1 protein-coding gene and 1 pseudogene are annotated in these 1,540 nt (G+C 40.1%); both read left to right on the top strand.

From position 1 onward, the window contains the following. Window positions 1–547: 547 nt before the first annotated feature. Window positions 548–640: a PEP-CTERM sorting domain-containing protein gene (locus F6K22_RS42890; RefSeq protein ID WP_363275514.1), complete on the top strand. Its 93-nt coding sequence runs from the start codon at window positions 548–550 to the stop codon at window positions 638–640. 170 nt (window positions 641–810) lie between these two features. Next, window positions 811–1,407 (top strand): annotated as a pseudogene (locus F6K22_RS40630) (cation:proton antiporter); the annotation flags it as partial. Between the last annotated feature and the right edge of the window lie 133 nt (window positions 1,408–1,540).

Below are 1,540 nucleotides of genomic sequence, written 5' to 3' on the forward strand. Positions count from 1 at the left end.
GTGGAGGGTAGAATGGAGTTCTATCCCTGACTCGAAAATAGTTTTTGTGGGAGCAAATGTATCACACAGCACCTTCTCCGAGCGGAATCTTGGTCATTTGTCAAAAAAATTAGATGCGTTTTCCCTGCTTTGACCCGCGCTCTCCTGACAAGGGAGCGACGCAATTGGAAAACCAATCAATGTTGCGGTTTTTCCAATAGTGTGCTATATATCTAAAGGTTGCTGGGCTAGCAGTGTCAGCGCCAGTCGCTCATGGGGGAGACCCCCTTTGGCGGCGCTGGCAAGTCTTTAGGAGCGCGCCTTTAGACCGGAAAGAGGCGAGGGCCTTGGAGGCTGGTGCATTGTTAGCGTTAGCGTTAGCGAGAGCTACCGTAGCAAGAGGCAGCTCCTCTGTAAGAGACAGCTCCTCTGCAAGAGGCAGCAGAAAGCCCAAATAGCGCGATGGTTAGGAATCTCGCGCTGTCACGCAAGTGCAGCGTCGGGAGGATGTCAAGCTCGAAAACTGCTATAAGATTAAGAGATGTACAACAATTCACTTTAATCGGAAGTGGCACTGTTACATATAAAGTTGTTTAAAGTTGTTCCTGAACCAGTAACATTAATAGGAATCCTGAGTCTAGGAGGATGGCTTTTGAGTTAAACCTTACAGCATCAAAAACTACAGTAGATTTTTCTCACAACCATAACATAGAAACTTTTTTGAATCCTTGTCTCTAACTATTTCTTATGAGGTGAGGATTTTTTATGAGAATTTTCATCTTCAACTAAAGGCTTTGTTAGTATAGGTAGGAAAAATTTCAATAAGAGGTAATTAAGTTGCTGCCCAATACTCCAATTGTTGCCTTCACTATTCTTCTACTGGTTATTTTAACCATTCCGCCAATTTTTGAACGTATTCGACTACCTGGTTTAGTGGGATTATTAGTGGGAGGAGTTGTACTAGGTCCTCATGGTTTACAAATTCTCAGTAGCGATACAGAAACTATGAAGTTACTATCAGATATTGGCAAAATATATCTGATGTTTGTAATCGCTTTAGAAATAGATTTAGAACAATTCAATAAAACTAGAAATCGCTCCATTGGTTTTGGCTTGATCACTTTTTTTATCCCTATTATTGCTGGTATTTTAGTTGGTAGAATTTTTGGCTTTGGCTGGAATGCTTCAGTTTTAATTGGTTCTCTTTTTGCTCCTCATACTTTGTTGGGTTATCCCATTGTTAATCGATTAGGAGTGGTTGGTAATGAAGCAGTTACTGTTACTATTGGAGCGACTATATTTACTGATATTGCTGCTTTGTTAATTCTGGCAATTTGTGTGTCGGTTAATGCTGGAGAATTTTCTCTTGTTAGTTTGATTATTCAGTTAGGAGAATTAGGGATTTATGCAGTAATTGTTTTATTTGGTTTTAGGGACTTCCAAAAAATAAAATGTACAATTTATGAGAATGATAATCATTTTTATACGGGAGAGGAAGGGGTTGACATCGCCAACCCCTTCCTCTCATAAATTGGCATCACAATTTCTGTACTTCACCTAG

This window comes from Okeania sp. SIO2F4 (assembly GCF_010672385.1).
In the GTDB taxonomy this organism is placed as follows: Bacteria; Cyanobacteriota; Cyanobacteriia; order Cyanobacteriales; family Microcoleaceae; genus Trichodesmium.